General features: G+C 39.3%; 19 protein-coding genes, 2 rRNA genes and 1 riboswitch (1 of these 22 only partly in view). Of the genes, 3 read left to right on the forward strand and 18 right to left on the reverse strand.

What is annotated here, in order from left to right; translation table 11 throughout:
* Positions 1–71 precede the first annotated feature (71 nt).
* A riboswitch (SAM riboswitch) is annotated at positions 72–169 on the reverse strand.
* An 87-nt stretch (positions 170–256) separates the two neighbouring features.
* The 4 genes from hemG to MKY51_RS16260 form a co-directional block, all read right to left on the reverse strand.
* Positions 257–1642 (reverse strand): protoporphyrinogen oxidase, encoded by a 1386-nt coding sequence (gene hemG, locus MKY51_RS16245; RefSeq protein ID WP_339173970.1) that lies wholly within the window; start codon positions 1640–1642, stop codon positions 257–259.
* Positions 1643–1785: 143 nt separating this feature from the next.
* Entirely contained in the window at positions 1786–2277 is a 492-nt protein-coding gene (locus MKY51_RS16250) for a chemotaxis protein (RefSeq protein WP_339173972.1), read from the reverse strand.
* Between the two features lie 143 nt (positions 2278–2420).
* Positions 2421–3263: a tetratricopeptide repeat protein gene (locus MKY51_RS16255; protein WP_339173975.1), complete on the reverse strand. Its 843-nt coding sequence runs from the start codon at positions 3261–3263 to the stop codon at positions 2421–2423.
* 5 nt (positions 3264–3268) lie between these two features.
* Positions 3269–4156: a LysR family transcriptional regulator gene (locus MKY51_RS16260; RefSeq protein WP_339173978.1), complete on the reverse strand. Its 888-nt coding sequence runs from the start codon at positions 4154–4156 to the stop codon at positions 3269–3271.
* Positions 4157–4343: 187 nt separating this feature from the next.
* Between MKY51_RS16260 and MKY51_RS16265 the strand changes: the two genes are divergently transcribed.
* Positions 4344–5090 carry an alpha/beta fold hydrolase gene (locus tag MKY51_RS16265; protein WP_339173981.1) on the forward strand — a complete coding sequence of 249 codons (747 nt, stop codon included), beginning with the start codon at positions 4344–4346 and terminating at the stop codon, positions 5088–5090.
* Between the two features lie 147 nt (positions 5091–5237).
* On the opposite strand, the gene MKY51_RS16270 is transcribed toward MKY51_RS16265, so the two are convergent.
* The 3 genes from MKY51_RS16270 to groES form a co-directional block, all read right to left on the reverse strand.
* Complete coding sequence (locus MKY51_RS16270) at positions 5238–6605, reverse strand: S-layer homology domain-containing protein (RefSeq protein ID WP_339173983.1); 1368 nt, start codon at positions 6603–6605, stop codon at positions 5238–5240.
* A gap of 147 nt (positions 6606–6752) precedes the next feature.
* The gene (groL, locus tag MKY51_RS16275) at positions 6753–8384 is read right to left on the reverse strand and encodes a chaperonin GroEL (protein ID WP_339173985.1); all 1632 of its coding nucleotides are present in this window, start codon (positions 8382–8384) and stop codon (positions 6753–6755) included.
* A 113-nt stretch (positions 8385–8497) separates the two neighbouring features.
* Complete coding sequence (gene groES / locus MKY51_RS16280) at positions 8498–8782, reverse strand: co-chaperone GroES (RefSeq protein ID WP_008408486.1); 285 nt, start codon at positions 8780–8782, stop codon at positions 8498–8500.
* A 491-nt stretch (positions 8783–9273) separates the two neighbouring features.
* On the opposite strand from groES, the gene MKY51_RS16285 reads away from it, so the two are divergent.
* Positions 9274–9786: a CPBP family intramembrane glutamic endopeptidase gene (locus tag MKY51_RS16285; protein ID WP_339173990.1), complete on the forward strand. Its 513-nt coding sequence runs from the start codon at positions 9274–9276 to the stop codon at positions 9784–9786.
* A gap of 79 nt (positions 9787–9865) precedes the next feature.
* Here the strand turns inward: MKY51_RS16285 and tatC are convergent, their stop codons facing one another.
* The 3 genes from tatC to MKY51_RS16300 form a co-directional block, all read right to left on the reverse strand.
* Entirely contained in the window at positions 9866–10690 is an 825-nt protein-coding gene (gene tatC, locus MKY51_RS16290; RefSeq protein ID WP_339173993.1) for a twin-arginine translocase subunit TatC, read from the reverse strand.
* 17 nt (positions 10691–10707) lie between these two features.
* The gene (gene tatA, locus MKY51_RS16295; protein WP_008408483.1) at positions 10708–10935 is read right to left on the reverse strand and encodes a twin-arginine translocase TatA/TatE family subunit; all 228 of its coding nucleotides are present in this window, start codon (positions 10933–10935) and stop codon (positions 10708–10710) included.
* A gap of 78 nt (positions 10936–11013) precedes the next feature.
* Positions 11014–11649 carry a redox-sensing transcriptional repressor Rex gene (locus MKY51_RS16300; RefSeq protein WP_079523189.1) on the reverse strand — a complete coding sequence of 212 codons (636 nt, stop codon included), beginning with the start codon at positions 11647–11649 and terminating at the stop codon, positions 11014–11016.
* Positions 11650–11896: 247 nt separating this feature from the next.
* Here MKY51_RS16300 and MKY51_RS16305 point away from each other — a divergent pair, with 247 nt between their 5' ends.
* Positions 11897–13837 (forward strand): ABC-F family ATP-binding cassette domain-containing protein, encoded by a 1941-nt coding sequence (locus tag MKY51_RS16305; RefSeq protein WP_339173997.1) that lies wholly within the window; start codon positions 11897–11899, stop codon positions 13835–13837.
* Between the two features lie 572 nt (positions 13838–14409).
* On the opposite strand, the gene tsaD is transcribed toward MKY51_RS16305, so the two are convergent.
* From tsaD to MKY51_RS16345, 8 genes are all read right to left on the reverse strand, one after another.
* Positions 14410–15423: a tRNA (adenosine(37)-N6)-threonylcarbamoyltransferase complex transferase subunit TsaD gene (tsaD, locus tag MKY51_RS16310; RefSeq protein WP_339173999.1), complete on the reverse strand. Its 1014-nt coding sequence runs from the start codon at positions 15421–15423 to the stop codon at positions 14410–14412.
* Entirely contained in the window at positions 15423–15866 is a 444-nt protein-coding gene (gene rimI, locus MKY51_RS16315) for a ribosomal protein S18-alanine N-acetyltransferase (protein ID WP_339174001.1), read from the reverse strand. The genes tsaD and rimI overlap by 1 nt, the downstream gene beginning before the upstream one ends.
* Positions 15866–16570 (reverse strand): tRNA (adenosine(37)-N6)-threonylcarbamoyltransferase complex dimerization subunit type 1 TsaB, encoded by a 705-nt coding sequence (gene tsaB / locus MKY51_RS16320; protein ID WP_339174002.1) that lies wholly within the window; start codon positions 16568–16570, stop codon positions 15866–15868. Before tsaB ends, rimI begins: the two co-directional genes overlap by 1 nt.
* Positions 16567–17019 (reverse strand): tRNA (adenosine(37)-N6)-threonylcarbamoyltransferase complex ATPase subunit type 1 TsaE, encoded by a 453-nt coding sequence (gene tsaE / locus MKY51_RS16325; RefSeq protein WP_339174004.1) that lies wholly within the window; start codon positions 17017–17019, stop codon positions 16567–16569. The genes tsaB and tsaE overlap by 4 nt, the downstream gene beginning before the upstream one ends.
* A gap of 200 nt (positions 17020–17219) precedes the next feature.
* The gene (locus tag MKY51_RS16330) at positions 17220–17558 is read right to left on the reverse strand and encodes a hypothetical protein (RefSeq protein ID WP_339174006.1); all 339 of its coding nucleotides are present in this window, start codon (positions 17556–17558) and stop codon (positions 17220–17222) included.
* 146 nt (positions 17559–17704) lie between these two features.
* Positions 17705–18796: an NADH-dependent flavin oxidoreductase gene (locus tag MKY51_RS16335; RefSeq protein ID WP_339174009.1), complete on the reverse strand. Its 1092-nt coding sequence runs from the start codon at positions 18794–18796 to the stop codon at positions 17705–17707.
* Positions 18797–18928: 132 nt separating this feature from the next.
* Positions 18929–19044: ribosomal RNA gene (gene rrf, locus MKY51_RS16340) — 5S ribosomal RNA — on the reverse strand.
* A 188-nt stretch (positions 19045–19232) separates the two neighbouring features.
* Positions 19233–20851: ribosomal RNA gene (locus tag MKY51_RS16345) — 23S ribosomal RNA — on the reverse strand (it continues 1310 nt past the right edge of the window).

Below are 20851 nucleotides of genomic sequence, written 5' to 3' on the forward strand. Positions count from 1 at the left end.
GTATATTAACGATATAAAAAAGCCTTCTTTCATTAAATAAAAGAAGGCTTAGTAGTGATCAACTTAATCCCTTCTCATCTTCTGGCATTTGCCACTGGATTTAGCACCTGACTTAACGTTGGTTGCTGAAGTTTCATCGGGCCAGTCCCTCGACTTCTCTTGATAAGAAAATAATATGAATTTTTAAAATAATTAAATGAATCATAACGTTATCTAATAATTACGTCAATACCCTTTAGCTGAATGAAGTATTTCTTTACATAATTCGACTAATAATCTGTTCAGCCGTTTTTTTACCGTTTAAAATACAGGCACCGATTCCTACACCGAAATAGGCACATCCCGCTAATAGAACATTCGGGTAAGCCTCTTCCAGTTGCTTCATAACTTCCGATAATGCTTCATTATGCGCCAAATCATAGCGGGGCATCTGGTCAATCCACTTTGTTACATTAACAACCGTCGGCTCCGCTTCAACACCTAAGCTGAGAAGAATATCTTCCAATGCTACTTTTGTCAGCTCTTCATCAGACATGGCTGCCAACTCTTCATAACGCGGGTTAATATTTTTATAAAACAGGCGAACGAGTAAATTACCCTCTGCCGACGTATGTTTCCATTTACGGCTTGTCCATGTCGACGCATTGCAAACTAAATCGCTATTATGGGAGACGATAAAGCCTGTTCCATCAGCTGGTAAAACATCATCAGGCACATCAAAGCCCACATACATCGTTAAAGCAGATGCAGTCGTGAACTTTTTCAGCTGCTCTTCCAATAATTCATCCTGTATGACATGACGCACTGTTTCATTTGGAACTGCGAGTACAACAACATCGGCCAAAATCGTTTCATCTTCCAGCACGACTTCATATTGCTCTTCTTTTTTTGAGATTTGCTTTGTTACCGTATTTTTCATGAATTCAACTTCCGGCAGCTGTTCCTCTAAACGATCGATCAATGCCGATAAACCCGAACGGAAAGAGATAAATTTCTTATTCGCTGCTTTTTCGAATTGTTCCCGATGTGCTTCGAATCCTTTAATAATCGATCCGTATTTATTTTTATAGTCCACTAAATAAGGCAAAGTGGATGCCAGGCTCAATTGATATAAATCACCCGAATAAACACCCGCTAATACAGGAGCAATTTGTTTGCGGACAATTTCTCCCCCTAAAAAGTACTCCAAAAACGTTCCGATAGAGCTTTCTTTTGTAAATGTAGTGTTCGGTATTTCTAAATCTTGTAGTGCTCTTTTTTTACCTTCTTCAGAAATTAGCGTACTCGACATAAGTGATTCTACACTCATCGGAATACCGAATGTCGAGCCTGCCGGGATTGCATGAAGCTCATTATTCGTATGAATGTAGGAAATACCTGTTTCGTTATAGACAAGCTCTGATTCAAAATCAAGCTCCTTTACAAGCTCCAAAACCCCTGGATGACGAGCTACAATTGAGTCAGCCCCCGTTTCCATAATAAAACCTTTATCCTTTTCGGAATGAATTTTCCCACCTAAATATGCGTTCTTTTCAATCAATATTAACCGCGCTTCCACATTTTGCTCGTGCATTTTATTTTTCAAATAATGCATCGTACATAGCCCGGTAATCCCGCCACCTACAACTACTACTGTTTTCATATCCATTCTCTCCTATTTCGTTCGCTTCTCTTTTTATAAGTATAAACTTTTTTATATTAAATATGGTCTGCTGGGTATCACATTTTTCAGAACTTCATAAGAAAAGCCACCCTACCTAAAAATATGGTAGGATGGCTTCTTGTTTATTTATAAGATAGTTGCTTTGTTAGGGAAATAATTTCTGCCTCCAAAGATGTAGAGCGTTTATCAAAATAACGGATACGTTCAATACTGCGATTTTCTAAATGTTTGTTTAGATCTAACATATTTACTGCATCGCTCGCAAACAGTTTTAAGGTACGGACACCAGATTCAATTTTCCGAACTTCCTTGCCATAAATAAGTGCGGTATTATCTGCTGTTTTACCCTTCTTCAATTCCAAAATATTAGTATTGATAAGCTCATCAATTTGATTGTAACGTTTTTCTTGTTTATCCGTCATCATTTGGATTTTTTGCTTGTATTTAACAACATCTTTATGATCTAGTCCTGTTTGGACATAACTTTTTAAATATTCAACGATTGTACATAGCGTCGTCAAATTCTCCCGCTGTTCTAATAGCATTTGTTGTAGTTTTTGAATACTATCCTCATTGTGTTCAGAAGAGAATTGGTGGACTGCAAACATAAACATAAAAATTCCCCCTTCTTAATACTTTCCCCTTATAATATATTTCCTATTTTTCACGGAATTTAAACCTATTTTTCTCCATGAAATGGGTCTAAATTATGACAGAGAGACAGGAAATTGAACCTTTTACTGCATCTATCATATTATTATTCATATATATCGTTATTTAGAACTAATAGCTTTTCCCGCCACTTGGATGCTTCAACTGCGTCCGTCATCTCATAGTAGCTGACAACTTTTTTTGTCGCTTCCAAGTCTCCAAGTAAACTTGCTTTTTTATAGTAATGGATTGCCTTTTCTTTATCCTGAGTAATTCCATAACCGTATTCATAACAGTAGGCGATATTGTATGTTGCATCGACATGAAACTGTTCGCTCGCTTTTAAAAACCATTCCAACGCTTTTTCATAATCCTGCTGTTGCCCAAGTTCTCCTGAAAAATAGATCATACCGATGCGATACATCGCCTCGACATCATGCTGTTCGGCACTTTGCGAATAAAAGGCAAAGGCCTGCGATTCATCACATTCGGTACCCAATCCTTGTTCATACATCATTCCGAGGGTAAACATCGCTTCAGGGACACCTAATTCTGCCGCTTTCTTAAACCAATTGAGTGCCTGTTGCTCGTCTACCGCAATTCCTTCACCGTTCAAATACATATCTGCTAAATTATTCATTGCATCAGGGTGGCCTAACTGTGCAGCTCTTTTATAGAGTAAAAACGCCTGCTGCTCGCTTCCTTTTTCGCCAAGCTCCTCAAAATAACAATTCCCCAGTTCATACATAGCTTCTCTGTTTTGCTGTTCACTCGCCTTATCTAACAAGTCGTACATTTCGTCATATTGTCCATATTCTTTAAATAACATGGCAATATTAACGATTGCCTGCCCGTCCCCTTTCATTGCCGAGTCAAATTGCTCCAGCCACTTGTCCTCATGCTCGATTTCATGTAATTTAAGCAAGGCTTTAAATTGATTATGCTCCATTTAATTCACTCTTCTCTTTGCTGAAAATAATCCAGTAAATATTGTTTAAACTCGGATACTGCTGGAGGCAAATAACGATTTTTCGCCCATGATACACAGACGGAACGATAGCAAGGCGGATCTAGCTTCAAACGTTTTACTTTATAATGGTCAAGCCCTTTAATATTCGGTATTACGGATATACCCATTCCTGCACCGACAAACCCTGCTACTGTATGCATTTCTTCAGCGGCAAATGTAGTATTTAGAGCAATCCCCCGCTCTAAAAAAAGTTCATCCACTAATTGACGAAGTGAATTTCCCTTTTTAATTGCGATAAATGGTTCATTTTTTACTTCCTCAAATTTAACGGCATCTTGCTCAGCCAATGGATGAGTTGTCGGGACAATGACAAACAGCTCTTCCTCAAATAATTCTTCTGTCTCTATTTCAATTACTTTTGATTCGATTTTTTGGGATAGGCACAGGTCGATGGCACCTTCTTCAAGGCGTTTTAATAAGCTTAACGATGTCGCCTGTGTTAAAGAAAATTGCATATTCGGAAATGCCTCACTTGTTGAAGCAATCAGTTCCGGCACAATTTCCATGCCAAGTGTATGAATAAAACCAAAGGACACTTCTCCCGAACCAGGTTTAATAATATCTTCAAATTCTTCTTTAATCCGATCGTATTCATCCAAAATGACATTGACACTTTGTAAAAAAAGCTCGCCAAAACGATTCAGATAAATAGATCTTCCTTCACGGTTAAAAAGCGGTACTCCTAAATTCTGTTCGATGTTCGCAATCGACTTACTTAACGCCGGTTGGGAAATCGCCAAAACTTCTGCCGCACGTGTCATATGTTGCATTGTAGCAACGGTTTTGAAATATTGAAGCTGTTCAATCTCCATTTTTAACACCTCACATCATTCATAACTTTTTTGCATCAAAACAATAAAAATAATAAATTGTACTTATATATTAATACCTTTATAATAATCGATAGCAACAGCTTTTCATAACAAAATTATTTTAAGATTTCAAGCATTTTTTTGAAGTTTTATAAAATTGACATAAAAAAAAGGGGTCTAATTGACAATGAAACTCATCGCGCCGAAACCTTTTACAATTGAATCCGGAAAACGTGCTGTTTTATTACTGCATGGCTTTACCGGAAATACAAATGATGTAAAACGTTTAGGAAAGTATTTAGCGGATCGTAACTATACAGTACATGCACCATTATATAAAGGCCATGGTGGTGGCCCAGATTTATTAATTCAATCACAACCCGCAGAATGGTGGGACAGTGTTATAGAAGGCTACGATGAATTGCGTAAACGTGGTTATGATGAAATTGCAGTAGCAGGTGTTTCTCTTGGCGGCATTTTCTCTTTAAAGCTTGGTGAGGAACGTCCGACAAAAGCGATTGTTACAATGTCTGCTCCAGCAACAGCAAAATCAACAGATAGTTTACAAAATCGAATTATTGACTATGCTATTAACTATAAAAAGTTATCAGGCACTTATGACGAAACAGTGGATAGCCGTAATAAAATAGCTGAACTTGTAAAAATGCCTTCATTAAATTATTTACAAAATATGATTAATGAAACAAGTGAAAAACTAAATGTTATTCAAACACCAGTCCACATTTTACGTGGTTTGGAAGATGATGAATATTATTGTGAAAGTGCCGATCTTATCTATAGTTCAGTCAATTCACGAATTAAATCAGTTAAAACTTTCATTAATTCCGGACATATATTAACATTAGGTAAAGAACGCGAATTAGTGTTTGAAGAAATTTATCGTTTCTTTGAAGGGTTAAAGTGGAAAGAATAATTTTCACACCCGCTTCAGCTTATAAACAACATTGTGTCCCCTTGCAAAAATCCCCGTTTTTGCAATGATATAGACGAGTTTGCATTTGTTTACTCGTCAGCAAAAAACGAGCGTTAAATGGATCCCCGTCCATTTAACGCTTGTTTTTTATTTTTCATTTATTGCAAGCACTAAAATTTTCGCCGCTTGAGCACGTGTTACATTGCCTTGAGGTGAAAACGTTGTAGCACTTGTTCCCTGGACTAGGCCCGTATCATATAAAAAAGTAATTGCTAACTGCGCTTCATCGTTATAGTTTGCAATATCATGGAAAGGTGCCTGTTTTGCAGGAATATATTGCTGCCCAGTTTGAACAGTAGAAAGACGCATTAAAATCAATGCTAACTGTGAACGTGTAATTTTACCTTGAGGATTAAAATCCCCGTTATTATCTTTAATCAAGCCAGCTTCATATGCAGCGGCAATTGCATTTTGAGTTTGCGGTGCATAATGACTAATATCTTTAAAAGGGGCCTTGTTTTTTGCAGTTAATCCAAAAGCCCTTGAAATTACAGAGATCGCTTGAGCACGCGTCATATTGGCATTTGGCTGGAATGTACCATCCTCATAACCATTCATAATTCCTTTTGCATAGGCAACATCAATATAATCTTTACTCCAATGGTTTTGAATATCAGTAAACGGCGCATTCACAATCTCGCCTTCCGTATTATCTTCTTCTCTGATCAATGCATCCAAATAATTTTTTAACATCGCATCCGCTACTACTTGGTAACCCGCTTCACTTAAATGGATATTTTGAGGGTTCGGTAAATAAGTTTTTGCATCCGTTGCGATTTGTGCAGCTACTTCAGTAAATATGCCACCATTATTTTCTACAATATTCTTCATTGAATTATTCAAAGTAGTTACTAGCAAGCTTAATTGTTTTTGAATTGCCGGATCCTCTATATAAGGAAACGGATTGTAAAGACCCATGACGATTATATCAACGTCCGGATTAATTTTATAAATGCTTTCGAAAATCTTATTATAATTTAACGATACATCCTGAATACTTTTAATAATGTCTGCAGTTTCAAAGCTGAATTCGCCAGTTTCAGAGCGATTTATCTTTTTTAAAATATCATTTGCTCCAGCACTCAATGTAATGAGGTCTGCCTGCCCAATTGCATCCTTGATTGCGATAGTCTTTTGCGAAACACCATTTAAGTCGTAAATAGGTTTCGTGACGTTTTCTTCGATTTCCTTTAACACGTCAACGGTTGTAAATCCTGGGTAAGAGAACCCTTTATTAAACATTACTTCACTTTTCTGCTCTTGATAATTTTTAGCAAGCAGGTCTGCATAACCAAAACCAATCTCACCTTTTTCATTCATTCCCGCTGCCAGCGAGTCACCAAGTGCTACATAATAAAGCTCATTACTCTCACTTTCGGCCTGCACTATAGTTGTTAAAGGTAAAACGAGTTGTAATACGAGTACAAATGTCAGTAAAACTGCAAACTTCTTCATCCAATTCCTCCCTTATTTTGGAACCTTTCCATATTATAATTTATCGATTATTAAAATACAAAACAATGTAAAAAATCGGCTGTTTTGCTCTAATAAACAAAACAACCGATTATATTATAAAAACAATCTATACGTTACTTAAAGGTATTACATCATCCCCGGCATACCCATGCCGCCCATATCCGGCATACCGCTGCCTGCTGGTTCTGGGATGTCTGCAACTACTGCTTCTGTTGTTAAGAATAGTGAAGCTACTGATGCTGCATTTTGTAATGCTGAACGTGTAACTTTTGCTGGGTCTACTACGCCTGCATCGACCATGTTTACCCACTCGCCTGTTGCCGCGTTGAAGCCAATACCAATCTCTTCACGTTTTAAACGGTCAACGATAATTGAACCTTCTAGACCAGCGTTTTCAGCAATTTGACGAACCGGCTCTTCTAATGCACGTAAAATAATGCGTACACCCGTTGCTACATCGCCTTCCACTTGATCCAATACTTTTTCAACAGCCGCGTATACGTTTAGAAGTGCTGTACCACCACCTGATACGATACCTTCTTCTACTGCTGCACGAGTTGAGTTTAATGCATCTTCAATACGTAATTTGCGCTCTTTTAATTCTGTTTCTGTTGCAGCACCAACTTTAATTACTGCAACACCACCAGCTAATTTAGCTAAGCGCTCTTGTAATTTTTCTTTATCGAATTCTGATGCTGTTTCAGCAAGTTGTGCACGGATTTGGTTCACGCGACCAGCTACTGCATCTGTGTTTCCAGCACCTTCAACAATTGTTGTGTTATCTTTTGATACGATAACTTTTGCAGCACGACCTAGTGATGATAAATCAGCTGATTTTAAATCTAAACCAAGATCTTGTGTAATTACTTGACCACCAGTCAATACAGCAATATCCTCTAACATTGCTTTACGACGATCACCGAAACCTGGAGCTTTTACTGCCACTGCGTTGAATGTACCACGTAATTTATTTACTACTAATGTCGCAAGCGCTTCGCCTTCAACATCTTCAGCAATAATTAAAATTGGACGTCCTTGTTGAACCACTTGTTCTAATACCGGTAAAATCTCCTGAATGTTTGAGATTTTTTTGTCTGTAATTAAAATGAATGGGTTATCAAGAACCGCTTCCATTTTATCTGTATCCGTTACCATGTAGTGTGATGCATAACCACGGTCGAATTGCATACCTTCTACTACATCTAATTCTGTTGTAAAGCCTTTAGACTCTTCAATTGTAATAACGCCGTCGTTTCCTACGCGCTCCATCGCATCTGCAATGTATTGGCCAATTTCATCATCTGCAGAAGAGATTGCTGCTACTTGTGCGATTGATTCTTTATTTTCAACTGGACGTGAAATAGCTTGAAGCTCTGTTAGTGCAGCAGCAACCGCTTTGTCCATACCTTTACGAATACCTACTGGGTTTGCACCAGCTGTTACGTTTTTAAGTCCTTCACGAATCATCGCTTGCGCAAGTACGGTTGCTGTAGTTGTACCATCCCCTGCGATTTCGTTCGTTTTAGAAGCTACTTCCGCTACTAATTTAGCGCCCATATTTTCATAAGCGTTTTCCAATTCAATTTCTTTTGCAATCGATACACCGTCATTTGTAATAAGTGGAGAACCGAATTTTTTCTCTAAAACAACATTACGTCCTTTAGGACCTAAAGTTACTTTTACAGCGTTAGCTAATTTATCTACACCAGCCGCCATTAATGAACGTGCTTCTTCTGAAAATTTAATATCTTTTGACATAATCCATTTTCCTCCTAATATTCACGATCTATTTTTTAATTTATTGGTTATGAAGTTGTGCAGCTAGCAAAGCTTAGTATGTATAACTAGCTGCAGTTCTTTTGATTTTGTAATTATCCGACAATTGCAAGTACATCGCTCTCACGCAGAATTAAATATTCTACGCCGTCGTACTTAACTTCCGTACCAGAGAATTTAGAGAAGATAATTTCGTCGCCTTCTTTTACGTCAAGCTCAAGACGAGTGCCGTTGTCAAGAACACGACCTGTACCTACTGCCACTACTTTACCAGTTTGTGGTTTTTCTTTTGCTGAGTCGGGTAAAACAATACCAAATGCTGTTTTTTCCTCTACCTCAACAAGTTCGATAATGATGCGATCTCCTAATGGTCTTAACAATTGAAACAACCTCCTAAAAATTTTTCTATTTTTAGCACTCTCGTTTGTCGAGTGCTAACACATTTATTAGTTTAAAGAATTCCATATTTTTTTGCAAGTATGTGCACCAAAAAATTTTGATTTATTGGCAAATTCCTCTACAATGATGTTAAATATAACAGTGGGGCATTCATAAGAGCCCCTAGTAAACTCTATAATAGAAGATAAGGCATTCCTCATGCATTTTGAGAGTGTCAAATTCTACTAGTCTGTAAGAGAAAGAAGGTTTTTCATTCGTGGCTTCCCGTCCATCAGATAAGTTTAAAACACAGAAGACCGCATTTTATGTGTTAATAACTTATATCATTTGTCAGTTATCAGTCTTATTACTTATATTCATTCCAGGCCTAAAAGATTCCCTTTTACAATTATTTTCTGGTATTTCTGAGCAGGATAAACTTATAAAGTTATCTGCTTGGTGGTCAACAATATCATTTGCGGTTGCTTTTATTGTGAGTTTTATATTAATCTCACGCAATAAGCAATTTTGGGATGTATTTAAAGGGGAAAAGGCTTCAATTGGGGCTTCTATCGGTTGGGGTGTCATCGGTTTCTTCCTAGTCTTTTTAGGGCAGACAATCGGCGCCTACATCGAGCTTGCTTTAGGAATTGATATGGGCTCTGAAAATACCGAAGCAATTATGAGTGTCACAAAGGTAGCTCCGATTATGATTATTGCGACTGTATTTTTAGGACCGATTTTGGAAGAGCTTGTATTCCGCCGTGTCATTTTCGGATCGATTATACAAAACTATAATTTCTGGATTGCGAGCATAATCAGTGCAATTGTATTTGCTGCGATTCATATGGATTTTACGCATATTTTACTGTATACGATTTGCGGGATGATCTTCGCATTTTTATATCATAAAACAAAGCGTCTTCTCACTCCGATTATCGCGCATGTCCTATTGAACGGTTTCGTCACATTTATCCAAATGAATGCCGATAAGTTTCAAATATAACTATTGCCCGCTATGTAATATAGCGGGTTTTTATATATAGAAAATAAAAAAACGCTACCCGGTTTCGATAGCGTTGTCATTAACTATTATTCATCTGTTCCATTTGTCTACGCTGCAGTTCAAGCAGCTCCTCTACTTGCAGTTCACGTTCACGCTCTTCTTCTGCTAAGATGCGCTCTTTTTCAGCAACTTCATACTTCCGATAACCAAGACGCGCTATGACAATACTTAATTCATATAAAACAAATAACGGAATCGCAATAATAATATTCGATACTAGATCAGGCGGAGCCAGCAATACCGAAATTACAATTAAAACAAAATAAGCATATTTCCGAAATTTCACCATAAGCTTCGGATTGATGATTCCGAGTCGTGAAAGAAACAGTGTAACAACAGGCAATTGAAATAGCAGCGCAAAAGGTACGATTAACTTAATTAAAAATGAGAAGAATTCATTAATACCGATTGTTTGCGTAATATTCAAATCATTGGATAAGTCCGTCATAAAGCGCATTATAAATGGAAATAACACAAAATAAGCAAAGGCTATTCCCCCTATACACAATATAAAAGCATACGGAATATATTTCAATGTTGCCTTACGTTCAGCCTCATGCAAACCAGGTGTTATAAATGCCCATAGCTGGTACAGCAATAATGGCGATACAATAACGGCCGCTACAATAAATGTAACTTGTAAATAAACGGTTAAAGGATCTGCCGGACTAAATGCGTTCATCGAAAAACTGGCAGCTAAATCACTGCGTTGAATGTATCGAATAAGTGGTTTCGCCGTATAGAAACCGATGAAAAGAGCCATCACGAAGAAAATCGCTACGAAGAATAGACGTTTTCTAAGCTCTTCCATATGTTCAACTACGGTTAATTCTCTTGAATTCATAGCAAGACATCCTTATTTTACTTAACTTCGTTTTTTTCGTTCTCTTTATGTTCAATCACTTTTTTCTTTGTATCGAAATCGTCATCGTCATCCGTCAGGCCCTTCGTAGCGCTACGGAATTCACGTAAAGTTGTCCCCATCGCACGACCTAATGATGGCAATTTTTTCGGACCGAATATTAATAAAGCAATCAGTCCAATGATAATCAGGCTCACAGGTGTAATCGCATTAAGATGTACAATCACTATAGCCACCTCCTCTATTATTATGTATATTTTACATTAATTAACTAGAATTTGCTATTTATAGTAATGAACATTTTGTTACTTACCTGAGTTTCGTACTAAATACGTAAGTGCCTGTAATTCTACCGATAGATCAATGTTCATTACTTTAATCGTGTCAGGAACAGATAATCTTACTGGAGTGAAATTTAATATACCTTTTGCATTTATTTTAACGAGTCGGTCTGTCATCATTTGTGCTGAGCGGGACGAAACCGTCAAAATTGCTAGCTCCGCGCCAAACTCCTCATACATTTCCTCCAAACGATCTGGATGGAATACTGGAATATCACTAATCGTTGTTCCTTCCATCGGGGCCTTCGTATCAAATGCTACAACAATACGCGTATTATGATTTTTTTGGAAGTTATATTTTAATAAGCCATTCCCCAGATTTCCGACTCCTATAAGCGCAACATTCATCGCCTCATCCTGATCCAAAGTTTGACGGAAAAATTCGAGTAAATACTGAACATCATATCCATATCCCTTTTTACCGAGTGCTCCAAAATAGGAAAAGTCCCGTCGAATCGTAGCCGAATCTATTTTCATCGCATCACTTAATTCCTGTGAAGAAATACGCTTTTTACCTTCAGTTGCGAAGTTTTTCAAAAATCGATAATAAAGAGGAAGTCTTTTTGTTGTTGCTTGTGGAATTTTTACTTCTTGTTTCACACATTCTCCTCCTATGTACAGTTGCAAACTCTTTTTCTAATAATGCCTCCATATAACCTGTCGGGGCTTACCAACATGATTGTATCACGTAGTTGTCCCCAAGCGTTATGACACACTTAACATGAACTTCACTCTTTGTGCAGAAGCAAGTTAATCTTACTAAACAAGGAGCGACAAGTAAAGTATCCATCGTTGCGAACAATGTTCCCATACATTAAACTAAATAGGAAGAAACTGAGGTGTAAACATGATTGTCTTACAAGTGAATCAATTATATAAATCCTTTATTACAGATGAAATATTAAGCGGGGTAAAACTAGAAGTACAGCACCGTGACCGCGTGGCATTAGTAGGGCGAAACGGTGCCGGCAAGTCAACGTTATTAAAAATAATTGCCGGTCAAATGAGCTTTGATTCCGGTGAAATTATTATTCCAAAAGATATTCAAGTCGGTTATTTAGAGCAGCATGCAGGCATTGACTCTGAACTTTCGATTTGGGACGAAATGATGACAATTTTCGTAAATCTGCAAAAACAGGAACAAACATTGCGTCTACTTGAACAGCAAATGGCTGATCCTGTAATATATGAAGATAGCGAACAATATGCCCGCATCATGGCAGAGTATGACCAGTTGCAGCATGATTTCAAAGATGCAGGCGGTTACCAGTATGAAGCCGATACCCGCTCTGTTCTGCATGGGATGCAATTTTTCCCTGAAGATTATCAAAAGCCGATTCGTTCACTATCTGGCGGCCAACGAACACGCTTAGCACTCGCAAAGCTTCTTTTGTCCAAGCCCGACCTCCTTATTTTAGATGAGCCGACCAACCACCTGGACATAGAAACATTGTCATGGCTGGAAGGCTATTTAAAAGGTTATGACGGCGCAATTTTAATTGTTTCGCATGACCGTTATTTCTTAGATCAGGTCGTGTCGATTGTTTACGAAGTGTCCCGTACGAAAGTGTCGAAGTATGTAGGCAACTACAGTGCTTATTTAGATGAAAAGGCGAAAAACTATGAACGCGATTTAAAAATGTATGAGCGTCAAATGGATGAAAAGGCGAAACTCGAAACATTTATCCAAAAGAATCTTGCCCGGGCTTCGACTACAAAAATGGCCCAGTCACGTCGTAAAGTGCTGGAAAAGACAAGTTGGATGGAATCTCCGGATGGCGATGAAAAGAGTGCAAACTTCGGCTTTACGATTGAGCGTCAAAGTGGAAATGACGTGCTGTCGATTGATAATTTAAAAATCGGCTTTACGGACAAAGCTATTTCCGAAAATATTGGAATGCGCGTCTTTAGAGAAGATCGTATTGCACTTGTCGGTCCAAACGGTGTTGGGAAATCTACGTTATTGAAAACAATCGTCCAAGATATTGAGGCACTTGCCGGGGACATTCGATACGGTACAAATGTTCAAATCGGCTATTATGATCAGGAGCAGGCGAAACTTCATTCGAACAAATCGGTTCTTAGTGAGCTTTGGGATGAATGGCCATTACTGAATGAAAAGGATATCCGGAATATTTTAGGTCGCTTCCTGTTTAGTGGAGATGACGTATCAAAAACGGTAAACTCCCTATCAGGTGGAGAAAAGGCACGACTTGCACTTGCGAAATTAATGATGCAAAAATCTAATTTTCTAGTACTCGATGAGCCGACAAACCATTTAGACTTGGACAGTAAAGAAATACTGGAAAATGCTTTAATCGATTATCCAGGAACATTGCTATTCGTATCTCATGACCGTTATTTCATCAATCGTATTGCTACTAAAGTCGTTGAACTATCAGGCACAGGTTCATTCGAGTATTTAGGCGACTACGATTATTATGTGGAAAAGAAACAGGAGCTTGAAGAATTAGCTGCAATGAAAGCCGCAGCAGTTGAAAAGAATTCGACTGAACCGGCTGTCCAAGCGAAGACTACATCGACGATTGATAAGGATGCTAAAAAAAGAGAGCGCCAAATTCGTCGTGCAATTGAAGATATTGAAAAGCAGATGGGCGCTTTAGATGAAAAAATCGCCATATTTGAAGAACAATTATGTGATCCTGACATTTTTTCGGATCATGAAAAAACGTTATCCATTCAATCTGAGCTGAATGATGTAAAGGAACAGCATGAAGCATTTGAAATGGAATGGCTTGAACTGAATGAAGAGCTCGAACAGCTATAATGATGGAGTGTCCAGCAACATATGGACACTCCTTTTTTATATCTATACACAAGTCTGCTTTACGAGGAACATATTTTTTTGATTGTTATTGTATAATATTAAAGCTTTCTATCATCTTATCTACATAATAATCATATATATAGGTCAATACGCCAAATTTCTACAAATTTCTCCACAATTTTATTCACAATACAAATCTAGTAGTATCAACATATCAACATAGTTTTCCACATTATCCACATTTAAAATCAAAGTTATGCACATCGCTGTGTGAAAAAGACACTACTATATATAGATAAATCACATGTTACCCACAAGTTATACACAGTTTGTGTATAAGTACGCATGTTCGCAAGTTTTTTTGTGGGTATTTAACTTTATCTGTGGATAATTTTCAGAAAAGTTGAACAGTCGATAAAAACTTGTTATAAATGAGATTTATCCATCATAAATTACTAGATTCGACTTTTTTTATTATTGAAAGAAAACAAATGAAGAAAAATTTATTTTCTCTACAAAAAAAGCATGGGTAAAGGATGTACTGCTACATCTCTTCCCCATACTTATATACCCTATTTCCAGCTCAAAAGCTCCATTCCAGGTCGTCCATTCATAGCTAAATTACCCCGAACCCCTGCTTCATACATTTCATAAGCAGCTGCACCAATCATTGCAGCATTATCTGTACATAATTTCAAAGGCGGCACATAAAATGGAATACCTTCTTCTTTAAACGCTTGTTCCAATGATGTGCGGAGTCCTTTATTAGCCGATACACCGCCAGCTGCGATGACTTGTTTTACCTGATATTCACGTGCGGCTCTTACTGTTTTACCTGTCAATACTTCCACTACACTGTCCTGGAAACCTTTTGCAACATGCTCGGCAATGATTTCTTCACCACGCTGATCCATATTATGTTTATAGTTAATGACTGCCGATTTCAAGCCGCTGAAGCTAAAGTCGTACGAATCTTCTTCCAACCATACTCGCGGGAAAGGAACCGCTTCTGTCGCTTCATGTGCAAGCCGGTCAATATGTGGACCACCCGGATATGGCATATTCAATACGCGCGCTACTTTGTCATATGCTTCACCTGCAGCATCATCACGTGTTTCACCGATCACTTCAAACGAACCATGTTCACGCATCAGGACAAGCTCTGTATGTCCACCTGAAACAACGAGTGCCAGCAGCGGAAATTCCATTGGTTGTACGAGATTATTCGCATAAATATGCCCGGCAATATGATGAGTCCCGATTAATGGCAAGCCGTGTACAAATGCGAACGCTTTAGCCGCATTAATACCGATTAACAAAGCACCTACTAAGCCTGGTCCTTCAGTTACGGCAACAGCTGTTAACTCTTTCGGTTCCATATTTGCCTGTTTTAATGCTTCTTCTAAAACGATTGTCATTTGTTCAACATGGTGACGTGATGCGATTTCCGGGACAACCCCGCCGAAACGCTTATGACTGTCGATTTGCGATGATACAACATTCGAAATAATCTCTTTACCATTTTTAATAATGGCTGCTGCTGTTTCATCACAACTTGTTTCAATTGCTAATATATAGTTATCCATTATAAATTCACCCACATTACTAACGCGTCTTCCTGGTTATCCGTATAGTAGCCTTTACGAAGACCTCCATCTTGGAAACCAAGTTTGCGATATAAATTTTGTGCAACAGTATTTGTTACACGTACTTCTAAGCTCATAACGTCCATATTTGCTTCTTTTGCAACCCGCATCGCTTCACGCATAAGAGTTTCACCAATGCCTTGACCACGTACAGATTGTACAACCGCTACGTTTGTAATCTGTGCTGCATCAATAACAAGCCAAATTCCACAGAAACCAATAATTTCACCGTTTCCGTCTTCCGCCACTAAATAATGGGCATATTGGTTTTCGGTCATTTCGTAATAAAACGAATCCAATGTCCATGGTGTAGGAAATGTTGCAAGCTCAATTTTATGGACAGCCTGAACATCATCTATTGTCATTCTGCGATACTGTACCATTAACGTTGCTCCTTTTTCTGTTCCTTTATCCAATTTGCTTCCGCTTCTGCAATACGGCGGTATTGGGGAACAAAATTATGGACAGCCTCTATTGTTGGTAATGGCATTTGTTGTGCTATAGCAATTAATTCAGACGCACGAGGCAGATCCATCGTAAATGGTGCGCGAACAGCCAAATCACCTAACACTTGCTGAATTTTTTCCATATACAAATCAACATCAGTTCCGACAAATAATATTGGCTGCTCTAACTGCTGAAGTTTCTGTAATAACCCGTCGATATGATCATGGTGGTCTTCAACAATCGGCTCCAAAGTAGCTGTCTCATAAACACCTGCATATACATTTTGACGGCGGGCATCGATCAATGAACAAATCGCATAGTTCGCAACACGGGCATTAGCAGCCAGTGCTTTCAAACTTGATACGCCTACCAATGGTTTTTGCAAAGACCAGGCAAGGGTTTTGGCAAGAGTAACACCAATACGGACACCTGTGTAAGAGCCTGGACCTTCAGAAACGGCAACCGCATCAATTTGTTCCGGTGTTAAGCCTGCCTTTTTTATAGCTTCCTCAATTGCCGGCATTGCACCAACTGAATGTGTTAATTTTATATTTTGTACAACTTCTGCAATTACTTTATTATCTTGTACGATGGCGACAGAAAGCGGTGCATTTGCTGTCTCTATACCTAACCAAATCATTTTAATAACTCCTCACAAAGGCGAACATACTTTTCGCCTATCGGTTTCAATACAAATTTGCGTTTCGTTTCATCGATGCGTGTAATTTCAATTGCTAAACGCTCTTCTGGCAAATCTTCCTGTATAAGATGTGCCCATTCCACAACTGTTACAGCATCCCCATAAAAAATTTCTTCCCAACCTAAATCTTCATCGCTATCTTCCAGACGATATACATCAAGATGATTAAGTGGGATACGACCTACATATTGTTTCATAATCGTAAATGTTGGACTATTGACCGTTCTTTTTACGCCAAGCCCTTTTGCAAAGCTCTGTGTAAATGTCGTTTTGCCGGCACCTAAATCACCTTCAAGTGTAATCGTATACTGCGGCTCGACTAATTCCGCCAATCTCATCGCAAGCGCTTGCGTTTCTTCCAGCGTATTTATATCTTTTTCAAATATCATCTGATTGCTTCCTTCCAAAAAAAAAATCCATTATCTCTAGTTTACTTGAACTGAAGCAATTGTTCAAAATGTATCACTTTTGGATTGGTTCTTACTGAAATACAATAAGATAAAGTAGCTATGAAAAAAAGAAAACACTCATTTTTTTTGAAAAAAAGTGAATGTTCCTGATTACTCTGTATTTAGTTTTTAGCGAATCCCTAACGCTTTGAATTACCTTTGCGTTCCACTACTTCTTTTTTTACTAATACTTCATCGTTAAATTTTAAGCGATATCCTTTCGTCAGCAGAATTTCATCATTCCATTCATAAGTATCTTTATTGATCTTCTGTCCGGCACCTCCAGAAATGCGCACAACGTCTAAATAAGACATCCCTTCTTTTACTTTTTCATACTCTTCTTCATTCATGTATTTTTGCCAAACATATGTATTACTTTCTTCTATCTCTAAAACTTCATCCTGACAAGCTGCTATTAACATTGTCAGCAACATAACGAGACAAATAGACAGGAAGACATAAAAGCCCTTTTTATTCATTTGTATCCCCCCTCAATATCCTTATGAAACCATTCCCGAAATTAAGCGGTTCAAACATTACCAATAGGAAAAGGAGAATACGAACGTATCCGTATCCTCCTTATTTAATAAACTTAGATTTTTATATTCTAATGTCTTGTATTAAATTATATACCTGGAATCCATCCTGGTCTTGACAGAATTTTCTCCATTAAAGGACCAGGGATTACAGTATCAATATTTTCATCATAAGATGTTACAACGTTTTCATTGTTTTGTACCTTTTCCACCCAATGCGGCTCAATTAATAAGGCACGACCAAGTGCTACTAAATCTGCACCTAACTGTAACGCTTGTTCTGCTTCTTCACGGGTATAAATTGAACCGACACCAATTAATGGTTTACGTCCATTTAATAAGTCGTGAATCACAGAAATACGGTTTTGTTGGCCTTCTACATAACGATGTGTTTCAGATTTGTAATCACCAAGTGAAATATGCAAATACGTTAGCGCTGTTCTCGCTAATTCATCCACCAACTTCACTGTATCATCCATTGTAATACCATCTTCTTCAGGCTCTTCCGGACTGAAACGGTACCCGATAATAAACTTTTCATCTGCATATGTGTTTTTTACTTTAATGACTTCATTTACCACTTGTAATGGGAAACGCAATCTATTTTCAAATGATCCGCCGTATTCGTCAGTTCTTTTATTAGTAAAGGCTGAGAAGTACTGTTGAATTAAATACGTATTCGCACCATGGATTTCAACACCGTCAAATCCCGCTTCAATTGCTCTTCTTGTCGCTTCTCCATACGCTTTAACCATTTCTTTAGTTTCTTCAAGAGTTAATGCACGCGCTTCTTTTTTCTCGATTGTAACAGCTGTACTCGCGCTTACAACATCTCCATTCGGTACTAACTGTTGATACGATTGACGGCCACCATGATGAATTTGTAGTACCGCTTTAGCACCGCCTTGTTGTATAGCCTGTGCAATTCTTCGCAAGCTTGGAATATAACGGTCTTCATGAGCGGCAATTTGCCCTGGGAATGCTTTACCGTTTGCTGCAACATATGCGCACGCTGTAATGATCATCCCGGCTCCTTCAGCACGTTCTTTATAATATGTGATTTCCTCATCGGAAACGGTATCATCTTCATTTGCAGAGTAGGTTGTCATCGGTGCCATAACTAAACGGTTACGTAATTCAACCTCTTCACTCAATTTAAATTTTTCAAAAAGTGCCTTCATTACAATTCCTCCCTTTTGCTATGTAAGTACTTTAACGAAACTGCATTTTATTTTCAAGTTAGAGGTCCTCAATTCAAATATCCATTTTATAAACAACAAAAAAACCACTGATTCCTCAGTGGTTTTGCGTGTGCGAAGCGACGTCCTACTCTCACAGGGGGAAGCCCCCAACTACCATCGGCGCTAAAGAGCTTAACTTCCGTGTTCGGTATGGGAACGGGTGTGACCTCTTTGCCATCATCACTTCACTATTATCGGCTTCCAATACACGGCGCTATCCTTCGTCAACTTCCTTCGTTCTTTCAGTCACGTACTTGAGTACGCTCCTTCAATCACTCAGTCGTTTCCTCGACTAGCTTGTGTCTTGAAACCCTTGAAAAAATTTTTCATTCTTTCAAAACTGGATAAACGTTTCATTGAGTTTGTGCAATAAAATGTGGTTAAGTCCTCGACCGATTAGTATTCGTCAGCTGCATGCGTCACCGCACTTCCACCTCGAACCTATCTACCTGATCGTCTTTCAGGGGTCTTACTTACTTGCGTAATGGGAAATCTCATCTTGAGGGGGGCTTCATGCTTAGATGCTTTCAGCACTTATCCCGTCCATACATAGCTACCCAGCGATGCCTTTGGCAAGACAACTGGTACACCAGCGGTATGTCCATCCCGGTCCTCTCGTACTAAGGACAGCTCCTCTCAAATTTCCTACGCCCACGACGGATAGGGACCGAACTGTCTCACGACGTTCTGAACCCAGCTCGCGTACCGCTTTAATGGGCGAACAGCCCAACCCTTGGGACCGACTACAGCCCCAGGATGCGATGAGCCGACATCGAGGTGCCAAACCTCCCCGTCGATGTGGACTCTTGGGGGAGATAAGCCTGTTATCCCCGGGGTAGCTTTTATCCGTTGAGCGATGGCCCTTCCATGCGGAACCACCGGATCACTAAGCCCGTCTTTCGACCCTGCTCGACTTGTAGGTCTCGCAGTCAAGCTCCCTTATGCCTTTACACTCTACGAATGATTTCCAACCATTCTGAGGGAACCTTTGGGCGCCTCCGTTACTCTTTAGGAGGCGACCGCCCCAGTCAAACTGTCCGCCTGACACTGTCTCCTACCCCGCTAAGGGGCATGGGTTAGAAGTTCAATACAACCAGGGTAGTATCCCACCGACGCCTCCTTCGAAGCTGGCGCTCCGAGATCTCTGGCTCCTACCTATCCTGTACAAGTTGTACCAAAATTCAATATCAGGCTACAGTAAAGCTCCACGGGGTCTTTCCGTCCTGTCGCGGGTAACCTGCATCTTCACAGGTACTATAATTTCACCGAGTCTCTCGTTGAGACAGTGCCCAGATCGTTACGCCTTTCGTGCGGGTCGGAACTTACCCGACAAGGAATTTCGCTACCTTAGGACCGTTATAGTTACGGCCGCCGTTTACTGGGGCTTCAATTCACAGCTTCGCTTGCGCTAACCGCTCCTCTTAACCTTCCAGCACCGGGCAGGCGTCAGCCCCTATACGTCACCTTACGGTTTTGCAGAGACCTGTGTTTTTGCTAAACAGTCGCCTGGGCCTATTCACTGCGGCTTCTCTAGGCTATGCACCCAAAGAAGCACCCCTTCTCCCGAAGTTACGGGGTCATTTTGCCGAGTTCCTTAACGAGAGTTCTCTCGCACACCTTAGGATTCTCTCCTCGACTACCTGTGTCGGTTTGCGGTACGGGCACCTCTCACCTCGATAGAGGCTTTTCTTGGCAGTGTGAAATCAGGAACTTCGCTCATACGAGCTCGTCATCACAGCTCAACGTTAAAGTATGCGGATTTGCCTACATACACGCCTTACTGCTTGAACACGCGCAACCAACGGCGTGCTTACCCTATCCTACTGCGTCCCCCCATTTCTCAAACGGTGAGGAGGTGGTACAGGAATATCAACCTGTTGTCCATCGCCTACGCCTATCGGCCTCGGCTTAGGTCCCGACTAACCCTGAGCGGACGAGCCTTCCTCAGGAAACCTTAGTCATACGGTGCATGGGATTCTCACCCATGTTTCGCTA

Source organism: Solibacillus sp. FSL R5-0691, from assembly GCF_037974225.1.
Lineage (GTDB): Bacteria > Bacillota > Bacilli > Bacillales_A > Planococcaceae > Solibacillus.